The organism is Companilactobacillus farciminis KCTC 3681 = DSM 20184, from assembly GCF_002706745.1.
In the GTDB taxonomy this organism is placed as follows: Bacteria; Bacillota; Bacilli; order Lactobacillales; family Lactobacillaceae; genus Companilactobacillus; species Companilactobacillus farciminis.
In genome coordinates this window covers 1,406,504-1,426,447 of record NZ_CP017702.1, presented here as the reverse complement: position 1 = coordinate 1,426,447, position 19,944 = coordinate 1,406,504, and the positions used below count along the sequence as shown (strand labels likewise).

At 37.4% G+C, this 19,944-nt stretch carries 19 protein-coding genes; 9 read left to right on the top strand and 10 right to left on the bottom strand.

Annotation, left to right across the window (positions count from 1 at the left end):
• Positions 1-79 precede the first annotated feature (79 nt).
• From LF20184_RS06975 to rbsU, 3 genes are all read left to right on the top strand, one after another.
• A complete protein-coding gene (locus tag LF20184_RS06975; RefSeq protein WP_035182169.1) occupies positions 80-1,036 on the top strand; it encodes a LysR family transcriptional regulator in 957 nt (318 codons plus the stop codon).
• Positions 1,037-1,065: 29 nt separating this feature from the next.
• Positions 1,066-1,998: a manganese-dependent inorganic pyrophosphatase gene (locus LF20184_RS06970; protein WP_010019853.1), complete on the top strand. Its 933-nt coding sequence runs from the start codon at positions 1,066-1,068 to the stop codon at positions 1,996-1,998.
• 348 nt (positions 1,999-2,346) lie between these two features.
• Positions 2,347-3,231, top strand: coding sequence for a ribose/proton symporter RbsU (rbsU, locus tag LF20184_RS06965; protein WP_010019852.1), 885 nt, complete (start codon positions 2,347-2,349; stop codon positions 3,229-3,231).
• A gap of 255 nt (positions 3,232-3,486) precedes the next feature.
• On the opposite strand, the gene LF20184_RS06960 is transcribed toward rbsU, so the two are convergent.
• The 7 genes from LF20184_RS06960 to LF20184_RS06930 form a co-directional block, all read right to left on the bottom strand.
• Positions 3,487-4,056 carry an LOG family protein gene (locus LF20184_RS06960; protein ID WP_010019850.1) on the bottom strand — a complete coding sequence of 190 codons (570 nt, stop codon included), beginning with the start codon at positions 4,054-4,056 and terminating at the stop codon, positions 3,487-3,489.
• Between the two features lie 12 nt (positions 4,057-4,068).
• A complete protein-coding gene (locus LF20184_RS06955; RefSeq protein WP_010019848.1) occupies positions 4,069-4,896 on the bottom strand; it encodes a site-specific integrase in 828 nt (275 codons plus the stop codon).
• Positions 4,897-4,977: 81 nt separating this feature from the next.
• Positions 4,978-5,457: a PTS sugar transporter subunit IIA gene (locus tag LF20184_RS06950; RefSeq protein ID WP_010019847.1), complete on the bottom strand. Its 480-nt coding sequence runs from the start codon at positions 5,455-5,457 to the stop codon at positions 4,978-4,980.
• A gap of 2 nt (positions 5,458-5,459) precedes the next feature.
• Entirely contained in the window at positions 5,460-6,314 is an 855-nt protein-coding gene (locus LF20184_RS06945; RefSeq protein WP_010019846.1) for a MurR/RpiR family transcriptional regulator, read from the bottom strand.
• A gap of 3 nt (positions 6,315-6,317) precedes the next feature.
• Positions 6,318-7,790 carry a PTS transporter subunit EIIC gene (locus LF20184_RS06940; RefSeq protein WP_010019844.1) on the bottom strand — a complete coding sequence of 491 codons (1,473 nt, stop codon included), beginning with the start codon at positions 7,788-7,790 and terminating at the stop codon, positions 6,318-6,320.
• Between the two features lie 3 nt (positions 7,791-7,793).
• Complete coding sequence (gene murQ / locus LF20184_RS06935) at positions 7,794-8,690, bottom strand: N-acetylmuramic acid 6-phosphate etherase (RefSeq protein WP_010019843.1); 897 nt, start codon at positions 8,688-8,690, stop codon at positions 7,794-7,796.
• Positions 8,691-8,694: 4 nt separating this feature from the next.
• On the bottom strand, positions 8,695-9,732 hold the full coding sequence (locus tag LF20184_RS06930; protein WP_010019842.1) for a MupG family TIM beta-alpha barrel fold protein: 1,038 nt from the start codon (positions 9,730-9,732) through the stop codon (positions 8,695-8,697).
• Between the two features lie 168 nt (positions 9,733-9,900).
• Between LF20184_RS06930 and LF20184_RS06925 the strand changes: the two genes are divergently transcribed.
• From LF20184_RS06925 to LF20184_RS06900, 6 genes are all read left to right on the top strand, one after another.
• On the top strand, positions 9,901-10,395 hold the full coding sequence (locus LF20184_RS06925; RefSeq protein ID WP_010019841.1) for a methylated-DNA--[protein]-cysteine S-methyltransferase: 495 nt from the start codon (positions 9,901-9,903) through the stop codon (positions 10,393-10,395).
• Between the two features lie 97 nt (positions 10,396-10,492).
• A complete protein-coding gene (locus LF20184_RS06920) occupies positions 10,493-11,230 on the top strand; it encodes an ABC transporter ATP-binding protein (protein ID WP_010019840.1) in 738 nt (245 codons plus the stop codon).
• Positions 11,208-12,278 (top strand): ABC transporter permease, encoded by a 1,071-nt coding sequence (locus tag LF20184_RS06915; RefSeq protein ID WP_010019839.1) that lies wholly within the window; start codon positions 11,208-11,210, stop codon positions 12,276-12,278. The genes LF20184_RS06920 and LF20184_RS06915 overlap by 23 nt, the downstream gene beginning before the upstream one ends.
• A gap of 4 nt (positions 12,279-12,282) precedes the next feature.
• Positions 12,283-12,924, top strand: a complete 642-nt coding sequence (locus tag LF20184_RS06910; protein ID WP_010019838.1) for a TetR/AcrR family transcriptional regulator — start codon at positions 12,283-12,285, stop codon at positions 12,922-12,924.
• Between the two features lie 57 nt (positions 12,925-12,981).
• Positions 12,982-14,787, top strand: a complete 1,806-nt coding sequence (recQ, locus tag LF20184_RS06905) for a DNA helicase RecQ (RefSeq protein ID WP_010019837.1) — start codon at positions 12,982-12,984, stop codon at positions 14,785-14,787.
• Positions 14,788-15,203: 416 nt separating this feature from the next.
• Positions 15,204-16,061, top strand: a complete 858-nt coding sequence (locus LF20184_RS06900) for a metallophosphoesterase family protein (protein ID WP_010019836.1) — start codon at positions 15,204-15,206, stop codon at positions 16,059-16,061.
• Positions 16,062-16,469: 408 nt separating this feature from the next.
• On the opposite strand, the gene LF20184_RS06895 is transcribed toward LF20184_RS06900, so the two are convergent.
• The 3 genes from LF20184_RS06895 to LF20184_RS06885 form a co-directional block, all read right to left on the bottom strand.
• Positions 16,470-17,210 (bottom strand): YoaK family protein, encoded by a 741-nt coding sequence (locus tag LF20184_RS06895; protein WP_010019835.1) that lies wholly within the window; start codon positions 17,208-17,210, stop codon positions 16,470-16,472.
• Positions 17,211-17,302: 92 nt separating this feature from the next.
• Positions 17,303-18,628 (bottom strand): FAD-dependent oxidoreductase, encoded by a 1,326-nt coding sequence (locus LF20184_RS06890; RefSeq protein WP_010019834.1) that lies wholly within the window; start codon positions 18,626-18,628, stop codon positions 17,303-17,305.
• Between the two features lie 11 nt (positions 18,629-18,639).
• On the bottom strand, positions 18,640-19,872 hold the full coding sequence (locus LF20184_RS06885; RefSeq protein ID WP_010019833.1) for an oxalate decarboxylase family bicupin: 1,233 nt from the start codon (positions 19,870-19,872) through the stop codon (positions 18,640-18,642).
• Positions 19,873-19,944: the final 72 nt, after the last annotated feature.

Sequence of the window (19,944 nt, the reverse complement as noted above, 5' to 3'; positions counted from 1 at the left end):
TTTTACGTTATATAGTATTATTATCTTATTGAACATATTAATTTTTACTATGACAAATAATTAGGAGGATTCTTTATTGCTGGACGAAAAATCAAGAAGAGTCTTTAGTTCCAAAGCTTTAAATTACTTTGACGAGTTGACTAAGAACATGAGTTATACCAAAACAGCTCAGATGTTAGGTATTACGCAACCGGCTTTGACTCAACAGATCAAAAAGATTGAACGCGTGGTGGGAGCTCCATTGTTTTATAGCGTGGGTAAAAAGATTTATTTAACTGACGCAGGAACATCCCTCCTAAAGGCTACACACCAAATGTTTGACTTGATCAACAATGTGACCGATCAAATCCAACAAGCATCATCAGAAAAAAGCGGTACCATCAGTATTGGACTGTTATCAACGGCCGAATCTGTCGTGATCGAGGACTTTATTGTCGAATACAATCGTATCAATCCAAACGTTGTGATCGATTTGAATTTATTAACTCGAAAAGAACTTTGGGATAGTATCCAAAATAATCGAATCGATTTGGCAATCATGTATTTACCAGATCGAAATATCAAGAGTTGGAAAATTTACAAGTCTAAAAAGATCATTAGTGATAACATAATGTTGATTCACAACAATGAGAAGTTTAGCAAGAGAAAGTCAGTCTGCTACAAGGATGCAACCCAAAAGCCTTGGGCAACTTATTTGAAGAGCTACTATTTCTCAGAATTATTGCAAGAACGATATCGGGATGCTTTAGTGGACTTGCCAAAGGTTATTGCGAGATTTTCATCGCCTTATCAACTTTTGAAGTTTACCCAAGAATCCGACGATGTTTATACGGTTTTACCATTGAGTTTTTGTATTGCACATGAATCAATGTTTAAACTTTATCAAACACCACTTGAACCAGCTATATCAAGTGATTTATCATTTGTATATCGAGAAGATAAAGAAAAGATTCCACGGATTCAAGAATTCTTGAACGAATGGGATAATTTCTTAGATAAAATGAGCTATATTGATCGTTTGAAGTCTTCAAGATAAATTATTTTATAAAAGGGGTATAAAACAACATGCCAGAAAAAGAATTAGTATTTGGACACAAGAATCCTGATACAGATGCTGTCTCAGCAGCTATTGCTTATTCATACTTACAAAACAAATTAGGCTACAACACTGAAGCTGTAGCTTTGGGTGAACCAAACCTAGAAACAAAATTTGTTTACGATCATTTCGATGTGAAGTTCCCACGTGTAATTTCTGCTATTGACGGGGAAGTTAAGAAAGTTATGCTTGTGGACCACAACGAAAGACAACAAAGTGTCAGCGACATCGATACTGTTGAAGTTACTCACGTAGTTGACCACCACCGTATCGCTAACTTTGAAACTGATTTGCCATTGTACTACCGTGCAGAACCACTAGGTTGTGTAAGTACAATCGTTTGGAAGATGTACAACGAATCAGAAGTAGAAATTCCTGAAAAGATTGCTGCTATCATGGCATCATCAATCATTTCTGATACATTGCTATTGAAGTCACCTACAACAACAGACGAAGACCGCGACGCTCTTAAAGATTTGAGCAAGATTGCTGGAATTGATTATGAAACTTATGGTCTTGAAATGTTGAAGGCTGGTACAAACTTAGACAGCAAATCAACGCAAGAATTGATCGACATGGATGCTAAGAGCTTTGACATGAATGGTACAAGCGTTCGTGTAGCTCAAGTTAATACTGTTGATGTTGACGACACTTTGAAGCGTGAAGCTGATTTTGTAAAAGACATCAAGGCAGAAAATGCTGACAACGGTTATAACTTGTTTGTCCTATTGATCACTAATATCTTGACTAGTGATACTACTGGTGTTGTTATCGGTGATGACGATGCTATCAGCAAGTTTGAAACAGCTTTGAATACTAAAGTTGAAGATAACAAGGCTGCTTTACCTGGCGTTGTTTCACGTAAGAAGCAAGTTGTTCCTCCATTGAACGAACAATTCTAATTAATGAATAAATCAGCTCTTTTAGGTTAGTTTTAGGCTACCTAAGAGGGCTTTTTTTTATTAGTACAGTTTGATTAGCTATGTTCGAATACATAATATTTTTTGTGATAACGATTTACGAAAAGATACATTTGATTTACAGAATAAAATTTATTTATAGATAATTATATAATTGTAAACGGTTCTCGTAGTACCAAATCAAAGACTAATCAAAAATATTAAATATTTATCATGATATTTTTAATGAAAACGTAGATTTTTCTTGAAAACGCATTCTCATTTTTGATATAATATCCACATTGCTGAAAAATTGCTTTGTTATTTTGAACTAAAGGGAGTTTGTAAAAAATGAATATGGTAAATATTTTAATTGGACTAATGCCGATGATCGGTTGGGGATTATTCCCAATCTTGACAGGTAAATTCGGAGGGAAGCCAGTTAATCAAATTATTGGTGCAACTTATGGTACATTTTTGTCTGCCATTGTCGTAGCACTTGTTACTCAAACACCACTTGTAAGTGGTAAGACCTTCTTATTCACCTTCTTGTCTGGTGTTTGTTGGTCAGCTGCTCAATCATTAGTCTTTTACGCCTTTGCTGAAATGGGTGTTTCAAAGACAATGCCAGTTTCAACTGGTTTCCAATTGATCGGTACATCACTTTGGGGAGTGATCGTTTTAGGCGAATGGCCTGGTGTTACAGCTAAATTAGTTGGTGCCTTTGCTATTCTTTTGATTATTATTGGAGTTTACTTGACTACTTACAGTGAAAAGAAAGTTTCTGAGAGCGAATCAAGCGTTGTTAAAGGTATTACTTTAGTATTGATTGCTACAATTGGTTATGTTGGTTATTCAGCCTTTCCACAAGCTGTAACGATCAATGGTTTTGAAGCCTTCTTGCCACAAGCATTCGGTATGGCAGTTGCTGCAACTGTTTTTGCCTTTCTTACTAAGGGTAATCGTGAAGCTAAGCCTTACAAGTCAAAGAGTACTTACTTAAACATCATCAGTGGTATCTTCTTCGCTTTTGCTGCTGCAACGTACTTGATTTCATCTCGTAAGGACGTTAACGGATTAGCTACTGGTTTCACGCTTTCACAAATGAACGTTATCATTGCTACGTTAGGTAGTATTTACTTCCTTCATGAAAGTAAGACACGTAAAGAAATGATCATGGTTATTTCTGGATTAGTACTAGTAGTTATTGCTGGTGTTATCACATCTTTCTTATAAAATACTAAATAAAAAACACGCTGGAAAATTAATTCCAACGTGTTTTTGTTATATATCAGAGAGTTTATAAGTTTATTGGTCTATATCTTTTTCAATTTTACAAAATTGGGAGGATATTTATTTTGTATATAGTATTAATGAGAGAACCATAGTTTGTAATGTATATCTAAGGAGTATATTCGTCAGATATCATTTTCCTATCTGACAACTAGAATATAACTCCTTTTTGGTTAGTAGTGAAATAAAACGCTCATCTTAATTTTTATATTTACGCAATGCTGGTGGGTTATATGAATCTATAAAATCTTTTATTTCAGTCAGTGAATCGCTAAAGAGTAAAGTCTTTCGTGTAGTGGGCTCCATAAAGCCTTTTTCAGCCATTGAATCAAAAAATGCTTCTAGTTGATCGTAATAATGATTGATGTTGTAAAAGATACAGGGACTCTTACTATCTCCCAAAATCGTCCAAGAAAAGGCTTCAGCTATCTCCTCGAGTGTTCCAGGTCCACCGGGTAGAGCAATGTTAACTACGGAATCCTTTAGCATGGCTTGTTTTCTAACTGAGATGTCAGAGACGATGTCCAATTTGGAAATCTCTTCAAAAGCTAATTTGCGGTCGAAAAGTTCTTGGGTGATAATTCCATGAACGAAACCACCATTTTCCAGAACACTGTTAGCAATGACGCTCATCAATCCAAATTTGCCACCGCCATAAGTTAGACCGTAGTTGTTTTGAACGATCCATTGACCGAGTTTTTTAGCTCCTAATTTGTAAACCTCATCATTTCCTGTAGCAGCGCCACAGTATACAGCAATATTTTTCATTTTTCACACTTTCTAAATATCAAAATTTGTTTCGCGTTTTAAGCGGCGATAATACATCAAGGAAGGAGTGTCTAGAGCATCTAAAGCTCGTTGTTGGTCAGCACTCAGTTCTTTTGTACTCAAAGCTAGTAGGATAAAAGTCGTATAGAGCTTTTTAGGCGAGAGGTCCAATTTGGTAGCTTCACTGTCACGTTTTAAATCACGATGGATCGCTGGAACTGTCAAGAGAGGACTGTTAGCACCACGATTGCGACTCAAGAAAAGATTGTCATTGTCCCAATACGTCTTGTAAGGTTCAATGTAATTGCGATAGAGATTTAAGAATTTAGTCTCATCTTCATCGAAGTCCAGTTGATTGAACTTTTGATAAAATCCTGCTTGCATGGCTTCCTTATAGTTAAAACCTTTTGCTACGATCAAAATTAACAGTCGCGTATAAACACTCAAGTCAGCTTGTAGGTAATAGGGAAGCTTCAGAAAGACTTCTACGGGAAAATCACTCTGTTTGGGTACGGTGACACTGTTTATGTTCAAAGTTGGAATCTCGGGTGTTTTTTTGACACTGAAGAGGTATTTAAAGTAGACATTCAAATTGCTAATAACTTTGTTGATCGTACTAGCACTGAGTTGTAATTCTTCTAGCATAAAGTTTTTAAACAGTCTGACATCCATTTCGTGGACATCTTTGATATCTTCAGTAATTTTGTAGTCGGGATTGTGTTGAATCGTGTAATTGAAAAAATCAGTCAGTGAGTTCATGTATTCAGTGTGAGCTTTGTCTGAAATTTTTCTGGTCTTTAAATAAGCTTCGAAACCAGTCAAATAAGGAATTTTAACCATTAGAAAACCTCCTTTTATTTATTATACAGTTAGTTAATCAATGGAACAAAAAAGCCAGGTCATTTAACCTGACTTTTGTATTTAATTGACGGTAATTTCTAAAGCCTTATCACCAGCAGAAACTGATTTATCTTCAAAATCCCCCATATCTTTAACAGCATCTGAATTAGTGATGATAGTCATGATCGGTGTATCTTTGCCACTGTCTAGGACCTTTTGCAGGTCCATCGTAGCGAGCTTTTGACCAGCTTTGACTGTATCGTTTTCTTGAACGAACATTTCAAAAGGCTGTCCGTTTAGTTCAACTGTGTCGATACCTAAGTGCAACATGATTTCTAGACCATTTTTAGAAGTGATCATTAAGGCGTGTTTAGTGGGGAAAACTGTCCCAATAACACCGCTGATGGGAGCGACGATTTCGTTATCGCTTGGTTTAACCGCAAAGCCGTCACCCATTAGTTTTTGTGAAAAGACTGGATCGTTGACTTTGTCCAAGTGGATCAATTCACCATTGGCAGGTGAAACGAATTCATCGATCTTTTTTCTAGAAAATAACCCCATGTTTATTCTTCCTCCTTGAAGTTCTTAGCAATAAATTTTTGTGAAGAGATGATTTCTTTGACGTGTTTAGAAAAGTCTAACTTGAAGTAACTGTAATATAACAAATCAATTGCATAGAATTGGGCAATCAAAGAGGTGGTTGCGGCACTTCGCAAAGAACTATTTTCGGTACTGTCATCGTGAATCAAAACTACATCCGACATTTTTGCTAAAACGCTTTCATTTTTATGCGTTAATACAATTATAGGGATTTTATTTTGTTTTGCAAGACGTGCTAAGTTGATTGCTTCCTTAGTCTCACCGGAGTTTGAAACTATCAAAACGGCCGCTTGTTCTTTTTTAGCCAGTAAAATCGTTGATATGACATGAACATCGTTGTTAGTGATGACAGTTTTACCGATTCGGAAAAATTTTTGTTGGAAGTCTTCAGCTACTAAGTGGGATGCACCGATTCCAAAACTTACGATAGTTTCTTTTTGGCTGAGGATTTGTATCGCTTGGGTCAAAGAAGCATCGTCCAAAATACTATTTGTTCTGATTAAGGTTTGATTGATTCGAAAGGACAACTTGTCTTTTAAATCATCGATAGAGTCTTTTGGATCTAGTTCATCGTAGATCTTTTGATTTAATTCACTTTCCGCCGACAATTTCAACTTGAAGTCAGCGAAACCATTGGGACAAAATATTTTAGCAAACCGAACGATCGAAGCGGAACTCGTTGGAATCGCACTGACTAGTTCTTGAACACTCATTGAAATTACTTTTGCCGGGTTATCAATCACGTAGTGAGCAATTTTTTGTTCAGTCTTCGTTAGTTCCGGTAACTTTTGCTTAATAGAAAAGATTAGACTTTCCATAGATTAGTCTAATTCAGTAGCTTTCTTGGCATCATTTGGAACACCAAAGAAGTAAGTAGCGATAAAGCCTCCAACGTAGGCAGCTAGTAGTCCTAAGACGTAACCTAAGATGTGTCCGTTAGTGATCAATGGAATCAAGGCAACACCAGAAGGTCCAATGGCAATCGCACCGACGTTACCAAAGGCTCCAACAACGGCACCACCAATACCACCACCGATACAAGCAGTAATGAATGGACGACCAAGAGGTAAAGTAACACCGTAGATCAAGGGTTCACCAATTCCTAAGAAACCAACTGGTAGAGCACCTTTGATCATATTAGTTAACTTCTTGTTTTTTTTGCAACGAACCCAAAGAGCTAAAGCAGCACCAACTTGTCCAGCACCAGCCATAGCAAGGATAGGCAATAGTAAAGTAGAACCGGTTTGGTCGATCATTTCAATATGAATAGGAGTTAAGATTTGATGTAAACCAAGCATAACCATAGGTAAGAAGAATAGTCCTAAGATAAATCCAGAGAAGGCACCACCGACTTTTAGAACCCACATGATAGAACCAACTAATGAGTCAGAGATAACACCAGCGATAGGCATAACGATGAAGATTGTGAAGACACCGACGGCTAGAAGCGTCAACGTAGGCGTCACGATGATATCAATCGAATCAGGGATGACTTTGTGCAATTGTTTTTCAATGATTGAAAGAATCCAAACAGCAAAGATGCCCCCGATGATACCACCTTGACCAGCTGAAAGGGCAGAACCGTTAAAGATATTTTGCAAGGGAACTTTAGGATCCACACCAGCAAGCAAGGTCACGGCACCAATCACACCACCAAGACCAGGAGTTGCCCCGAATTCTTGGGCGGAATTGATACCAACATAAATAGCTAAATAAGCAAAAACACCATTTTTAATAACATTTAGAACAGTAATAAATTCAGTCCAATTCTTGCCGATATCATCAGCGACCATCATATTGGAAAGAACGGCAGCGATACCACCAATTAAACCGGCACCGACGAAAACAGGAATCAAAGGTACGAAAATATTAGAAATAGATTTTAAGACAGCTTTCGTTTTAGAAGGCTTGATCTTCTTTTTTTGTTGAGCCTTGAATTCAGCAGCTTTTTGAGTGACCTCAGCTTTAGCCTTTTGGTGTTCGGATAGTTGAGGTTGGTCATCTTCTTCAAGATTTTCTGGGAAGGGTTCTCCCAATTTGACGCCAACTTGGTCAATCATTACTTGGGCAACTTTATTTACTAGACCAGGTCCAACGACTACTTGTAAGGTATCTTCTTGGACGACACCTAAGACACCATCGATGGCCTTTAATTTTTCCATATCGACCTTATCGTAATCACGAATCGTCATTCTGACCCGAGTCATACAATGGATCAATTTTTCTACATTGCTAGGTCCCCCAACAGCACTGTATATTTCACGAGCTAAGCGTTCTTCTTTTTTCTCAGCCATGGTTTAATCCTCCTTCATAGCTTTTCTGACAAAGCCATCATTTTGCTTGAGATTCTTGACGGCGTTATCTTTGTCGCTACCAGTTAAAATCATAATAATTGCGACTTTAACGTCTTGGTCGGCAGCTTTTAACGTATCAGCTGCTGTTTGGTAATCGCAGTCTGTTGCTTGCATGATGATTCTTTTGGCACGTTCAACTAATTTATCGTTAGTAGGCTTAACGTCGATCATCAAGTTTTGATAAGCTTTGCCGAGCTTGATCATTGAAGTAGTAGAGATCATATTTAAGACTAGTTTTTGAGCTGTTCCAGCCTTGAGACGAGTTGAACCAGTCAAGACTTCTGGTCCAGTAACTACTTCGATTGGATATTTGGCAAATTTTGAAATTTCAGCATTTTCGTTGCAAGCGATACTGATAGTTGCTGCTTGAACCGTTTGAGCGTACTTTAAAGCTCCGATAACGTAAGGTGTGCGACCACTAGCGGCTAAGCCAACGACGGCATCGTCTTCATTTAAGTCGAGCTTTTTCAAATCTTCTTCGGCTAAGCTGAGTGAGTCTTCAGCACCTTCGACAGCAACAGTCATGGCACTCTGACCACCGGCAATCAAGCCTTGAACTAGAGATGGGTCGGTTCCAAAAGTAGGTACGCACTCAGCGGCATCCAAAACCCCCAAACGGCCACTAGTACCAGCCCCTAAATAAATCAAACGGCCACCCTTTTTGAATTGTTGAATAATGATCTCTACGGCGTTTTCTATTTGTGGCAATTGTTTTTGAATAGCGAGTGGCACTGTTTGGTCTTCTGAATTCATTAGTTGTAAGATTTCAGCGACTGACATGGTATCTAGTTCCATACTTTTTTGATTACGTGTTTCAGTACTTAATTTTGTTAAATCCATAATTTCACTCCTTGTAATTAAACCTAAAGGCGGTATTGGCACTAAAGTAGGGCAGCAATTGAATTGAAGCTTGATCAAGGTGTCCGCAGACGTTGACTTTTTCGTCCATTGGCAAGTCAGTTTTAATGATCTGAACTTCTCCCATGTAGCGTCCGTACTTTTGATTGTCGATCGTAATTGAACCAATATTTCGAGGGATGGTATCGAGGGGTTCAACTATTTTTTTATTCAAAGCGTTCATCCCACGGCTCTCGACGACTCTGATTACTTGAGCAGCTGGATCAGGTCGATTGTGCAAGACTTTGTTGACTAGATATGGTGGAAAATTTGGATTAGCTTTTAAGCATAGATCGAAAACTCTATCATTAAAGTAGTCATAGAATTTCGTCTGGTAAGTCAAATCCAACCTTGGGTCACCAATGAAGATCTTGTCGACACCGTATTTTTCTAGTTCCAATGCGGAAGCTAATAAATCTTGTTGGCGGTGGTGTTCTAGAGTTGGCAATCCAGAATAAATTGGTCCCCGCAAAGTTTCATTACCAGGGATAAAGGCCTGAGTAGTCAAGCCTAATTGCTTTAACCAGCGATTTTTTTGAATAAACCAGTTTTTATCTAAGCCAGTTTCAGGACGAGGATAAAAATTGTGCCAAGCTTCTAAGCTTTTGAAATTAGCCTTGAAGTCTCTTAATTCGGTAATATCTTGTTCACTTAAAGTGCTAGCGTTTAAAGCTACTGGACCGTCTTGGGATAACTGGGCGATCTCTTGATTAGTGAAGCCGTCATCGAGTCGCAGTGAAAAGCCAGTTAAATCGCGAGGCAAATTTTTAAGTGAATGCTTATCGATATCTACAAAGACGTGTAACGACAAGTCATTGGTAAATTCGAGCAATTCCTGTAGACGAGTGGCATATTGCGATGGTTCATCTTCAGGGATGTGAAGCGAAGTAAATATTTCATTAAAATGGTGTTGCTGCATACTTTGAAGGTACTTTTTGTCATCCTCATTCAAAGTATGATCGAGGTAATACGAAAACCCGAGCAATTGATGATCCTCCTTTTAAAACTGTAAGCGCTTTACAAGTAATATCATATAACCTATGTAACAAAATTACAATATAAATCTTAAAATAAGACATAAAATGTAATAAAAATACAAAATGACTAATTATTGATACTAGAGTAATATGCTAATAAAGAGGGGAGAATAAATATGAAAACCTTGTATTGTCACCAATTCAAACTCGTAGGGCATACTTATTTATTGGCCGCCACTGCAAAGGGATTAGCCTTTGTCGGTTCAGCAGATAAAGACTTAAAAGAACTGTCAGATTTTTATCCAGAGGTGCAATTAATCGATGATGAATCAAAACTAACCAAAATCGCCACTGAATTAAAAGCATACTTGGCAGGTAAGCTTGAAAAATTTGATGTGGAGTTAGATGTTTCGGGAACTGCCTTTCAAGAAAGTGTTTGGAAAGCTTTGGAACAGATTCCTTATGGACAAACTAGAAACTATACACAAATTGCTGAAGAGATTCATAAGCCAAAAGCAGTTCGAGCGGTCGGCAGTGCTATCGGCAAGAATCCTGTCTTAATGGTTATTCCTTGCCATCGAGTAATAACTAAAGCAGGAAAAGTCGGCCAATATCGTGGTGGAGCTGTCATGAAAGAGCATTTATTGGATTTGGAAAGTCATCTCAAATAGGGATGGCTTTTTATTTTAGCTAGTACTATACTGTGGGGAAAAGCATAGTGAGTAACCACTCACTCACTATCAAAATACCATTCGAGGAGGACGGATAATGTTCAACAGCGTTATTTCAATGCAAGGAATCGTCAAAAAATTTGGCCGGCAAACAGTTTTGAAGCAAGTTGATTTTCAAATACCAGGAGGACGTATTATTGGTTTGATTGGACCGTCTGGAGCTGGGAAGTCGACCATTATCAAGATAATTTTGGGCATGGAAGTCCCTGATAGAGGGTCTACGACAGTCTTTAATCAGAAAATGCCCAATCGTAAATTACTAGGAAAAATCGGCTATATGGCACAATCTGATGCTTTATATGAGCAACTGACTGGGCAAGAAAACTTGCAGTTTTATGCTGACATGAAAGCTTTGAAAAATTCGAAGAAATTTATTGAGCACGTCGCCTCAGTCGTTGAATTGACTAAAGATTTGAACAAACGAGTCAGTGGCTACTCTGGAGGGATGAAACGTAGACTCTCCTTAGCAATTGCGATGTTAGGCAATAATGATATTTTGATTTTGGATGAGCCAACAGTCGGAGTTGATCCAGCTTTGAGAAGAAAAATCTGGTGGGAACTACAAAATTTGCGTAACCAAGGCAAAACGATTCTGGTAACGACTCACGTAATGGATGAAGCCCAGTTGTGCGACGATGTAGCATTATTGCTCGACGGACGGATCATTGCCTATAACGACCCGCTGAGTTTGGAACAAATCTATCAAGTCAATTCGATCGAAGAAGTATTTTTGAAGGCGGAGGGTTTGAATAATGCGAACAATAGCTATCGCTAAACGAGTTACTAAAGAATTATTGCGAGATAAAAGGACCTTGATGTTGATGTTTTTAGCACCGATTTTTATCTTATTTTTGATGAAATTAGTTTTTTCAGTTAACTCTACGACTGACGTAAAAGTTGCTACAGTAAATGTCAATGAGAACTTAATTACGCAATTAGATAAGACTAGTCATCTAACTACTAAAAAATACGACAGTACTAAAAAGGCCAAAGAAGCGTTGTCTGATCAAAAGGTGGATGCCATCGTGCAATCTAAAGGCGCTGATTTTCAAGTAACTTATGCCAATATTGACGCTAGTAAGACTAAAGCTGTTAAGTCTGCCTTTAAAATGTCTCTGTTAGCTAATTCCATGCAGGAGATGAAACGAGTTTTAAAACCACTGGGAGCACAAGTCTCACAGCCTAAAATTCATCAAAAATATGAGTACGGCAATTCTGATACTAACTTCTTTGACAAAATAGTACCAATTTTAATGGGATTTTTCGTCTTCTTCTTTGTTTTCTTAATTTCAGGGATGGCTTTGTTGAATGAACGAACGTCTGGCACGTTGAATCGACTCTTAGCGACACCAGTAAAACGTTCAGAGATAGTCTTTGGCTATATGCTCAGCTACGGAGTTTTAGCAATCTTGCAGACGTTATTGGTCGTCTTATTTACCGTCTGGATGCTAAAAGTTGAAGTAGTCGGCAGCATTTTTTACGTAATTTTAATTAACTTCGTTTTAGCATTAGTTGCCTTAGCGTTTGGAATCTTAATGTCGACTTTTGCTAAATCGGAATTTCAGATGATGCAATTTATTCCCTTGATCATCGTGCCACAAATATTTTTCTCGGGGATTATTCCCTTAGATACGATGGCTAAAGGCGTACAAGCAATTTCGTATGTTTTACCATTGAAATATGCTGGAGATGCCTTGAGTGGCGTAGTCATGTCTGGGGACGGCTTTATCAAAATATTGCCTGAAATTGGAATCTTATTGTTATTCTTAGTAATATTGACGATTTTAAATATTCAAGGATTGAAAAAATACAGAAAGGTGTAACAAAATGGAACAAGCATTTGAGGATCTAAACGACTGGTTGATGACTAGTGAGATGCCATTTGGCAAGAAACAAGTTTTAAAAGCGGCTATTAATTTGTTTTCTAAGCAAGGTTATGATGGTACGTCCACTGCACAAATTGCTGAAGCTTCAGGGATGAGTCAGGCGACTATTTTTAAGTACTACAAATCTAAAGAAGACCTGCTACTAGTTATCTTAAAACCACTAATTGAGCATTTACTACCAGTTTATGGAAAAGAGTTTGCCAAAAAATTGTCTCAGCAAGACCAAAATTTAGCTAATATGATTCATTTCATCGTTCAAGATCGTTATAGCTTTTTAGTACAGAATAAAGATGCGGTAATGATCTTGATTTCACAATTGTTGATCAATCAGCAGATTAAAGATAACGTTTTGCAAAAAATCGTGGACGTGAAAGATATTTTTGAACAAAATGTCTGGTTACCGTTAAAAAAGACTGGTGAGTTGAGGGATGACTTAGATGTAGCAGGCTTTTTGAGAATAGTCGTCAGTCAGATTATCTTCTATTTCATTCAAACGCAACGAATTTCTATCGCCGATGAAAAAACAATTCAAATTGGCTTGAAACAGATTGAAGTCAGCATTTTAAGAGCAATTGAAAAATAATTTTACATCTATGCTATGCTTTAACTATATATTTTTTGATAAATAGGAGTTTTTACCTTGAAATTAGAAGCTATCTTAAAAGAAGAATTCGGTTATGATACGTTTCGGCCCGGTCAAAAAGAACTGATCGAAATGGTTTTGGATGGTAAAAAAACCATGGGTATCATGCCAACCGGTGGTGGTAAATCAATTTGCTATCAATTGCCAGCCACAATTATGTCAGGATTGACTTTAGTCGTCTCACCATTGATTTCTTTAATGAAAGATCAAGTAGATAGTTTGAATGAGGATGGTATTCCGGCTACTTTTTTGAACAGTACCGTTGAATGGCACGACCGTGAAGAAAGAATGCGCTATATCGAAAGCGGTGCAGTTAAACTGTTATTTGTCGCTCCAGAAAAGATTGTTGACGAAGAGTTTTACAGTTGGCTATCAAGTCTAGATATTTCATTGATTGCAATTGATGAAGCGCACGTTTTGTCGTCTTGGGGACATGATTTCCGGAGTAGTTATTTGGAAATGATCCAACCATTGAAAGCTTTGTCCACGGATTGTGCTTGGCTAGCTTTGACGGCGACCGCTACAGAAGAAGTTCAAGCCGATTTGGCTAGAATTTTGGATGTTCCTGATGAAAATATCGTTAAGACTGGCTTTGATCGTGATAATTTGGCTTTAAAGATTGAACGGGGCGTAGATAAAACTGATTATGTTTTGAATTACGTCAAGTCTCATGAAAATGAATCCGGCATTATTTATGCAGGTCGGCGTGAAGATGTTGATAAAATCTACAATTTTTTGAAAGAAAATGACGTTTCAGTTGGACGTTATCATGCTGGCTTAAGCGACATAGAACGCCACAATCAACAAGAAGATTTTTTGTTTGACCGTATTAACGTGATCGTAGCGACAAATGCCTTTGGAATGGGTATCAATAAGACTAATGTGCGCTATGTGCTGCATTTTACCGTACCTGGGACAATTGAGAATTACTATCAAGAAGTTGGTCGTGCGGGACGTGATGGCCTGCCAGCTGAAGCGATTTTGCTGTATACGCCAGCTGACTTACGATTGCATCAATTTTTCATCAATAAGTCCTTAGGCGATGACCAATACAAATTGAGTTTGCGTAAGAAGTTATTTGAAATGAGTCGTTACGCTGAAACGCAGACTTGTCTGATGAAATTCATCTTAGATTACTTTGGAGAGACCGATACGCAAGTCTGTGGTCGTTGCTCCAATTGTTTGGATGACCGCGAAGTAGTCGATGTAACCGCTGATGCTCAGAAAGCTTTGAGTTGTGTCGTTAGAATGGGGCAAAACTTCGGTAAGAAGATGATTACTAGAGTTTTAGTCGGCAAAGATGACGTAGCTAACGACTGGCATCATTTTGAAAAATTGTCAACCTTTGGTATTTTTGAAGATAGAACTTTAAAAGAAACGAGCCGTTTTATTGAATTTTTGGCAGCTAATGGCTATTTGACTGGATCAGGAGGTAAGTATCCAACTCTGAAATTGTCAAAAAAGGGTGCCGATGTCCTAAAGGGAAAAATCAACGTTGCTAAGCGTCAAGATCTTCCGAAATACAAGCCGGAAAACGTTACTAAGAGTAGGACCATTGTCGCTGATGGCAGTTTTGATATGAATCTATTCGAGAAATTACGTGCTTTACGAACAAAGTGGGCGAGAAAACAAGCTTTGCCACCATTTATGATTTTTTCAGATAAGACCCTAAAGGATATGTGCGTCAAGAATCCAATAACGGAAGCCGACTTTCTCAACGTCAGTGGAGTGGGGAAAGTGAAACTAGAGCAGTATGGTGAAAGCTTCTTAAATGAAATAAAAGAGTATCAAGCTGAAGCGTAGTAGATAGGTCATTTAAATATGATCTATTTTTTTGACGGTTTAGGGTAAATAATAATAAATGTTTTACGAAAACTTTAACAAATGAAGCAAAAAAATAAACTAGGAGACAAACACCGTCATAACAGGGTTTTTAGGAAAGGAAAACTGTTATAGATCCAGATTTCGAGCTTAAAAAAGGGTAAATAGAGCTTAAATGAGGTCTGAGAGACGTATTCTGTGACTAACTAATGATGAGTTGTTCAGCTAAAATGGTGAAAAGCTCAATAAAACAATCATAAATTAACGCTTATTTGAAATATAATTATTATTGAAATAATATGTTTTACGAAAACATACTTCAAAAAATAAAAAAACAACTCATTATGACACAAAATGCGTTAGAATCAAGGGATAGGGACGAAAGAAGGGGGCAAACAATGAAAAAAGTAGCAATTATTTCAGACATCCACGGCAATCTCACCGCCTTTCAGCAAGTCATTAAAGATGCCGAAAAGCAAAGGGTAGATGAATATTGGTTTTTAGGCGACCTACTCATGCCCGGACCTGGTGCAGAATCAATTTTGGAGCTACTCAATCAAATCAATACTACCCATTTTATTCGTGGAAATTGGGACGACTTCCTATTTGAGAATATTCTGGGCATCAGCAAAGACTATATCAATGAGCCCCAAACCACCTATATGGTTGAATTGATCAAGTACGTAAAGAGTCACCTCGATTCTAAGTACGTTCAACAAGTTCAACAATGGCCTATTTCAAAAAATATTCATTTTGAGGGCCTAAATATCCTTTTGACGCACAACCATCCTCAAAAAAATTATGGACACGAATTGTTGCCATATGAGGATCAAGCTAACTTTGATAAACTGCTGTTTAATGAACCTTATGACTTAGCTATTTATGCTCACGTGCATCATCAACTGCTGAGAACTAGCAGCAATGGTCAATTGGTTATCAATCCTGGTTCAATTGGTCAACCGTACACTGACTGGAAAAAGTTCCGTGCTGACAGACGCGCTCAGTATGCAGTTTTGAGTTTTAATCAAGGACTTGTTGATGTAAACTTCAGAAAAGTCGCATACTCAATTGACGATGAATTAAAAATTGCTGAAGCAAATGATTTACCATTTCGTGAGTTGTATCAACGACTATTTGCTGAAGGCATAACTTTTACGCATGATAATGATGCTTTAAATGAACAGATTGAAAAACATAATTATAAATCTGATGCACTCGAATATTTGAAGAAATTGGAATCTTCTAAAGATCTTTAATTAGAGGTTCTTTTTCTTTAAATACGTAACTTCGTATAATATATATTATGTAACCTTAAATGCCAAAATCTAATTTAACTATTGAATCTTGGTATTTTTTGGTCTGCTCTACTTTTTTCATTTTATATTACTGTTTTGTGTTCTTGAGCTTTACGTCTACAGTTTTATTTTGAATGATTCGTATATCTTTGATAGCAAAACAAAAAGCAAAATCCGTAATGGATCTACAGATTTTGCTATGAATTAAATACTTGATTGTTTATCTAGATTAGACTCATTTAAAGGTTAATTATCAGATTGCTACCAAATCTACATAACTGAACAAAATTTATTCTAAATTAGTTGAATTTTTGCTTCTAACCCGAGGATTTTTAAAATATATGTGCTGTTTCACATATATTCTAAAAATTAAAAATCATGCTTCTTTTTAAAATATTTAACATAATTAACTAATAAAAATAAAGCCAATATTGTTAAAATTACTAGCGGTATTAAAATGGTTTTGTTTGATAACTCAGTCTGCGTATACCCAACTAAAGTAGCTCCAGCTATAAAGCAAAACATTAAAGCAAATGTCTGTATGGCATTCTGTCTAGCTGTTGTCGCATGAGAAACAGATTCATCAAAAACTGCTTCGGCTAATGCTCTCAGATCACTTGTCATTGTTAGTGGTGTGAACGTTTGGCCTCGCACTTTTCTAAATTCTTCCAATTCTCCTGCTACTGCCATCGACAAGAACATGGCCGCTATTTCAGTATTTCCTAACATATCTAAGAAAATGGATAATATTATCATTGTTATTTCATATGCCAAAACTATCAGATGAAGTTGTTGTTGGCGCTTATTTCTCAAAAATGTTTGCTGAGGCGATTCGTCTGGCTTTAATCTAATAAGAAAGCGCAACTGTACACTTCTAATAACAATAGTTCCAATTATAAAAGCAAGTATTGATAATGTATGGCGAATGACCGCATCTAGTGAATGTTGTCCTAAATGAATTCCTAGAAGGATCAAATTACCTGTCTGTAATCCGGCAAATACCCCACCATGAAAAAGAAATGAATAGGCATCTAATGACCCGGCAATCATTGTTAAAACACAGGCAAACCACAATCTTTGTTCAATTGGATATTGAAATTTTCCCTCCATATTTTTTCCTCATTCTGATTTAAATTTGAACAAAATACATAAACTAAAAGCCAGAACAGGACTATCTGCTCTGGCTTTTGCTGTCAAATCACTTATCTTGATTGCCAAATTCCATATAAATCACTAGCTTGGCTAGGATAAGCAAATAATTGTTGTTGTAAATCTTCAGCACTGACATGTTGTTGAATTAGTAATGATAAGTAATCAACTAATTGATCTGCATCTTGACTCAAAACTTCTGCTCCAACGATTTGTTGACTACCCTTATTGAAAATAATTTTTAATTCTGCTAAATCATCACCATTACGGGCATAAGTTTGCCAATTCTTTATATCCATCGTTTTAATTTCTAATTCTGGCTTGTTAGCAGCTTGTTGTGTACTAATTCCCACTTGTCCTAACTTAGGTATGCTGAATACAGTCAAGGCAGGTGTTGGATATTTAATTGGAAATTGTATTGGTTTCTGTAGGTTATTGCCTAAGTATTTACCCTGATAGATAGCGTAATTGCTTAGTTTGGGGACAGGCGCATCACAACAATCACCAAGTGCAAAAATTCGGGGGTCGTTAGTCTTTAGGCTTTCATCAACTTTGATACCTTGTGGACCAACCTTTACACCAGTGACCGATAAATTCAAATCTTCTGTATTTGGCACCCTTCCAGCAACACAGTAAACGGCTTTTGTTTCGAATTGATCTTGATTTGTAGTTACTTGGTAAGAATCAGTTGATAGTTCAGTAATATTTTGGATGGTATTATCAAATTTAAACACTACCCCAGCATTCTCCAAGCGGCTAATTAGAGTTTGAACTAAACCTTGATCAAAAATCCTTAATGCCATTCGATTATGTTGAACGATTGTTACTTTCGTTCCTGCTTCCGTAGCTATACTAGCCAATGCGAATGCAATGATTCCTGCACCAACAATCGTTATCTTGTCAGGTAAATTAGAAGCTTTTAGAAAACTAGCACTGTGTTCCATATATTGACTTCCAGGGAACTCTAATTTTCTAGGGCGAGCACCAGTTGCTAAGACAATCGTTTTAGCTTGGTATCTTTGACCATGAACTAAAATTGTATTTGAATTTACAAAAGTCGCGTGACCTTCGATAGTTGTTATTCCTGCATTGACCAAATTATTTCCGTACCGTTGATTAGCAGCCAAAACCACTTTGGCACTATGACTTGCCATTTCTGACCAACTAAGTGGTGCGACATCTTTTACTAACTGAGTCATCCGAAAATGCGTTTCAGCGCTAGCTAACAATGCACGTTTTGGAGTACTACCACGGTTGATTGTTGTTCCACCCCAGTCACGTTCTTCAACGATGGCTACTTTAAATCCACGACTTGCCAAATTTAAAGCGACAGAACCGCCACCTACTCCGCCTCCAATAACTAGAACATCATATTGCATCTGATCACTTCCTATTTGAAGACTTGTCCGGCTTTATATTGGAGATCTTGAGGGGTCTCCTCAGTAGAACTTTCAACATTTTTCTTTGAATGGCTTTGATCATACCAAACTACCGCGGCTTCTTCTTTAGGAAATTGTTCAACTGTTTCTGGACTGATATTCAAATGATCAGAAATCATTTGTGTTGGTGAAGTAGCCAACCATTTGTTTAGAGAAATATCTGAATAAACTGGGTTCTTAAAGACTTCTAGGAAGATTAATGGTTCATCGCCGATATTCTTGATATAGTGTCCAGCAACGATTGGAATTACGCCAACGTCTCCAGCTTGGAAATTAAATGTTCTTGCAAGTGAAGCAGAATTGAAGACACCCACCTTGGCATGCCCCTGAACAAAATAATCCCATTCTTCTGACTTAGGGTGCCAGTGAAGTTCACGCATACCACCTGGTTGAATTTCTACGATTGCAGCTGAAATTGTTTGTGCAACTGGGAAGACCTTTGAATCAATAATCCAGACCTTACCAGCTTCGAATTCATGTGGTTTCAGATCATTCATATGGAATGTAAATGGTGATGGTACGTCGCCATTTGGATTATTCTTCTTAACTTCAGAAATTGGGCCTGGGACTTCACCGTTGAAGATGTATTTTTCTTTACCAGGCAAGTTAGCTAATACACTTTCATCAACCTTAAAATTAGCAGCGACAATATCCTTTGGAGTATGAGCCAACCAATCAGTTAGTAAGAAAGTATTATTTTCAGAAAAATCAGGTTCACTAAATACAAGTAAGAATTCACAACCTTGATCCAAGGCTTGAATTGAGTGAGGAATTCCGGCCTCAAAGTTCCAAAGGTCCCCAGCATTGATATCATCAATAAAACTGCGACCTTCTGCATCTAGTGCAGTCACTCTGGCGTTTCCGGCAATCATAAAAGCCCATTCAGCTTCTTTGTGCCAATGTAATTCTCTATATGCTCCTGGCTTCAAGCACATGTCGACCCCAGTTAAATCATGTGAAGCTGGCAGTTCACGGTTGGTAACTTCGCGTGTCCAACCACCTTCCTCAATTCTCATATGTGCATCAGAAAAGCTAAAACGTAAATTGGAAACTGTACCATGATCAGTGATTGGTGGTACAAGCAAATCAGGGTTTTGTAGATCACGTTCGTAATTTCTAGGACCTCGATCAATCCAACCTGCATTATCGGCTGTACGTTCAGGTTCAACTCTTCTATTTGACATTTTGTATACCGTCCTTTTTTTGATAGCTCAACAATATAGCAAACGATTCCAAAAGGCAAATGATAACTCAAA

Bases quoted from the DNA above. Each gene is read 5' to 3' on its own strand.
- LF20184_RS06970 (WP_010019853.1), top strand. From the start codon at position 1,066: ATGCCAGAAAAAGAATTAGTATTTGGACACAAGAATCCTGATACAGAT.
- rbsU (WP_010019852.1), top strand. From the start codon at position 2,347: ATGAATATGGTAAATATTTTAATTGGACTAATGCCGATGATCGGTTGG.
- LF20184_RS06960 (WP_010019850.1), bottom strand. From the start codon at position 4,056: ATGAAAAATATTGCTGTATACTGTGGCGCTGCTACAGGAAATGATGAG.
- LF20184_RS06955 (WP_010019848.1), bottom strand. From the start codon at position 4,896: ATGGTTAAAATTCCTTATTTGACTGGTTTCGAAGCTTATTTAAAGACC.
- LF20184_RS06950 (WP_010019847.1), bottom strand. From the start codon at position 5,457: ATGGGGTTATTTTCTAGAAAAAAGATCGATGAATTCGTTTCACCTGCC.
- LF20184_RS06945 (WP_010019846.1), bottom strand. From the start codon at position 6,314: ATGGAAAGTCTAATCTTTTCTATTAAGCAAAAGTTACCGGAACTAACG.
- LF20184_RS06940 (WP_010019844.1), bottom strand. From the start codon at position 7,790: ATGGCTGAGAAAAAAGAAGAACGCTTAGCTCGTGAAATATACAGTGCT.
- murQ (WP_010019843.1), bottom strand. From the start codon at position 8,690: ATGGATTTAACAAAATTAAGTACTGAAACACGTAATCAAAAAAGTATG.
- LF20184_RS06925 (WP_010019841.1), top strand. From the start codon at position 9,901: ATGAAAACCTTGTATTGTCACCAATTCAAACTCGTAGGGCATACTTAT.
- LF20184_RS06920 (WP_010019840.1), top strand. From the start codon at position 10,493: ATGTTCAACAGCGTTATTTCAATGCAAGGAATCGTCAAAAAATTTGGC.
- LF20184_RS06915 (WP_010019839.1), top strand. From the start codon at position 11,208: ATGCGAACAATAGCTATCGCTAAACGAGTTACTAAAGAATTATTGCGA.
- LF20184_RS06910 (WP_010019838.1), top strand. From the start codon at position 12,283: ATGGAACAAGCATTTGAGGATCTAAACGACTGGTTGATGACTAGTGAG.
- LF20184_RS06900 (WP_010019836.1), top strand. From the start codon at position 15,204: ATGAAAAAAGTAGCAATTATTTCAGACATCCACGGCAATCTCACCGCC.
- LF20184_RS06895 (WP_010019835.1), bottom strand. From the start codon at position 17,210: ATGGAGGGAAAATTTCAATATCCAATTGAACAAAGATTGTGGTTTGCC.
- LF20184_RS06890 (WP_010019834.1), bottom strand. From the start codon at position 18,628: ATGCAATATGATGTTCTAGTTATTGGAGGCGGAGTAGGTGGCGGTTCT.
- LF20184_RS06885 (WP_010019833.1), bottom strand. From the start codon at position 19,872: ATGTCAAATAGAAGAGTTGAACCTGAACGTACAGCCGATAATGCAGGT.